We start from the raw sequence: 3,072 nt of genomic DNA, 5'->3' as shown, positions 1-3,072 counted from the left end.
GTAGGTCGCGTCGGCACACCAGACCTGATTGGGCCGCTCGATCGCCAGATGCCGCAGCAGGTATGGATAGATGCGGTGCTGGGGATGCGGCTCGCTGGTCTTCGGAGCCTGGTAGATCGGTGACAGGCCGATCTTGCGCATCAGCCGCCGGACCCGCTTGCGGCCCACGCACCAGCCTTGACGGCGCAGGTGCCGCGCCATCTGCCTGGAGCCATACCAGGGCATTTCCATGAAGGCCTCGTCGATGATGCGCATCAGTTCGAGGTTCTCCGGGCTCTCGCCGGCAGGCTGTCGATAGAACGACGCCCGCGAGATCGAGACCAGTTCGCACTGGCGGCAGATCGAGAGCCGGTTGTGATCGGGATCAATCATCATACTCCTCCGATCCAGGCTCAGCGATCGAAGGCTTTGGCCAAAAAATCCCGCTCAACGACGAGTTGGCCGATCTTGGCGTGCAGTTTCGTCACCTCGGCCTCCCGGCCGACCTGTGCATCCGCTGCCTTGTCGTCGAACGCCTTGGCCAGGTTCTCAATGGCCTGCCGTTTCCACTGGGTGATCTGGTTGGGATGAAGCTGGTGCTTCGTCGCCAGTTCCGAAATCGTCMGCTCGCCGCGGATCGCCTCAAGCGCAACCTTGGCCTTGAACTCGGCCGAGAACCGTCTGCGTGTCTTCATGCTGGATCGTCCTTTTCATCGGAAAATCCACCTTATGCCCCTGTCTCAAAAACCGGCACCACCTCACAGCCACTTGCTCCAGAAGAGGCAGTGACTGCGGGTGAACAAAGAACCGCACCGGGCGATGAGGGCGCCGGTGCGTTATCATTGCCAAAGGCAGACGCATTGGCACCCAATCCTACGAGTTTCGCTTTTGTTCGCCGGAATCCTTTCTTGAGTCCTTTGGGTCCGGCTTAGAAGGCACGTGCACGAATCCTTATGGTTGTATGAGCCAAAGCGCAAATGAGTATTCGGTCAAAGGATTCATTGCCGCCATAGAATAGAGATTTACAATGTCGGACAAAGGGTTAGATGACATCCTCGTGGCGCCAAGAGTTGTCAACATGTCTTCTTGGGCATACGATGTCCTCATTCTTGTACAGCAGGTAGTCTCTTGAAATACAACCTAACGGTGTAATCATGCGAGTAAGTTTGTATGCCTACAGAGCGACCGGGAAGCTTGAGGATTGCGGCTCCGGCGTAAAAGCTCAGCTAGAGAGTTTACGTCGGGATCCCGCGCATCGTGGTGTAGTCGGAGAGCACGGCCGTCCGCTCGAAGAAGAAGAGGTGCCAAAAGAGGAAGCCCCGAAGATTTTGCGGTCTTCAAGGCGTGCACGACGTCCTCCCGGTATCCGAGCAACACGTGCCCAAAGGGTCTGCAGCAAGAGAAGGGTCGATCAAGCCCGGCGTTCAGCTGCTGAATCGGCAACACATCAGATCCACGCCCCGCTTCGTCATCACAGACACTCGACAATTATGGCGCCCAGACCGCTGGCGCGACGTGTTGAGACGTTGATTCATAACCCGTTACTGGTGACCGCGCGTGAGTTGGATGCGCTTGAGATATTGTTTGCCGCCGAACAGGATCGATGAAAGGACAGAATGAATGCCCAAGAAATTAGGTAAAAAGAATGACTTCTTCGATGCCGCGGTCGCTTTTTCCGGCCTTTCATCCGGTGTGGTGAGAAAGAAGAAAACTACGAGCCAACGACGTATGTTGGCCAGCGGCGTAGCTGACGTTGAGCAAGTCAACGTCATACAGTCGATATCTGTAGCGCTATATTTGCGGGTATCATCCAGCAGAAGCGTCGAATCAAATCTCTCGATCCCCGAACAAGAGAGTCGGCTGACCCAATTCTGCAAAGATCAGGGTTGGAGGATCGGGGCAATATTCCTCGAGGCTGGGAAATCGGCAAAGACAGCTGATCGGCCACAGTTCAAGCTAATGCTGCAGGAGGCAATTTCGGACGCGCGTCCCTTCCAGAAGATCCTCATTTGGTCCACCTCCAGATTCAGTCGCTCCTCAACAGACTATGCCATCGCTGAACGGCTGCTCACCCAGTATGGGATCGAGGTACTGACTATTTCCCAAACGTTCTCCAATGACGCGACGGGCTGGGTAGCAAAGGGTGTCGCTACGCTTTTCGACCAATACCATTCAGATCGGTCGGCTGAAGAGTCGATCAATGCACGGGTGCGAATGGTCAAGGAAGGTTATTGGCCAGGAGGCACGCCCCCAGATGGATATCGTCTTATCGACGCACCACAAAATCCCCGTCGAAAAGTCTGTATAATCGACGAAGAACGCAGGCCAATCATTGAACGCATTTACTCACTCTCCGTTCATGGAGACGGTAACGGCCCACCGCTCGGCATCAAAGCCATTGCGAAATGGCTTAATAGCAAAGGGTATCGTACCAGAACAGGTAGCCGCTGGAGCATTCAAGCGATTCACCGGGTTCTGACGAATTCCGCGTACTATGGTGACTACTACTGGGGGCTCGAACCGTCTCCGAATGAGCGCCGAAAGCCGCAGAAACCTGTTCTCCTGCAAATACCATCGACCATCCCCCGCTCATTGTATGAAGAGGCTCAGGTCCTCCTGGCGAAGCGGGACCCCAGAATGGGTGCCGCAAAGCAGGTGAGTAGCCCATTGCTCTTATCAGGGCTTGCGGTGTGCAAATGCGGTTCAGCGATGACGCTTGGCACAGGGACGGGGAAGCAGGGGACCACGTACCGCTATTATCGTTGCAGCGCAGCTAACCGCGGTACACAGGTATGTTCGTCGCCCCGGATTCCTGAAGCGACGTTGGATCATGCCGTTCTAGATGCTGTCCGATCCCGTGTGCTCGATTGATCAGCCCCACTTGAGTGGTCCATTTTAAAAGTTAGTGCATCGCCGGTCTTTGGTCCATCGGAAGGATGGTTTCCGGGGCTGGCGGGSGRTAGCCCAATGCGCTGTGTGGTCGTTTCGTGTTGTAGTGCTTCCTCCATTGCTCGATCAGTATTTGTGCCTCGCGGAGGCTGTAGAAGACTTCTCCATTCAGCATTTCATCGCGGAAGCGGGCGTTAAAGCTCT

At 55.4% G+C, this 3,072-nt stretch carries 2 protein-coding genes and 1 pseudogene; 1 reads left to right on the top strand and 2 read right to left on the bottom strand.

What is annotated here, in order from left to right; translation table 11 throughout:
• A pseudogene (locus tag L598_RS21885) lies at window positions 1-674 on the bottom strand (IS3 family transposase); the annotation flags it as partial.
• A 925-nt stretch (window positions 675-1,599) separates the two neighbouring features.
• On the opposite strand from L598_RS21885, the gene L598_RS20590 reads away from it, so the two are divergent.
• Complete coding sequence (locus L598_RS20590) at window positions 1,600-2,850, top strand: recombinase family protein (protein WP_144865765.1); 1,251 nt, start codon at window positions 1,600-1,602, stop codon at window positions 2,848-2,850.
• 31 nt (window positions 2,851-2,881) lie between these two features.
• Here the strand turns inward: L598_RS20590 and L598_RS20585 are convergent.
• A partial coding sequence (locus tag L598_RS20585) for an integrase core domain-containing protein (protein ID WP_144865763.1) occupies window positions 2,882-3,072 on the bottom strand: 191 nt, incomplete at its 5' end.

The organism is Mesorhizobium sp. J18 (genome assembly GCF_007829525.1).
Lineage (GTDB): Bacteria > Pseudomonadota > Alphaproteobacteria > Rhizobiales > Rhizobiaceae > VLJP01.
This window is presented reverse-complemented; position numbering and strand designations above follow the sequence as displayed.

Bases quoted from the DNA above. Each gene is read 5' to 3' on its own strand.
- L598_RS20590 (WP_144865765.1), top strand. From the start codon at position 1,600: ATGCCCAAGAAATTAGGTAAAAAGAATGACTTCTTCGATGCCGCGGTC.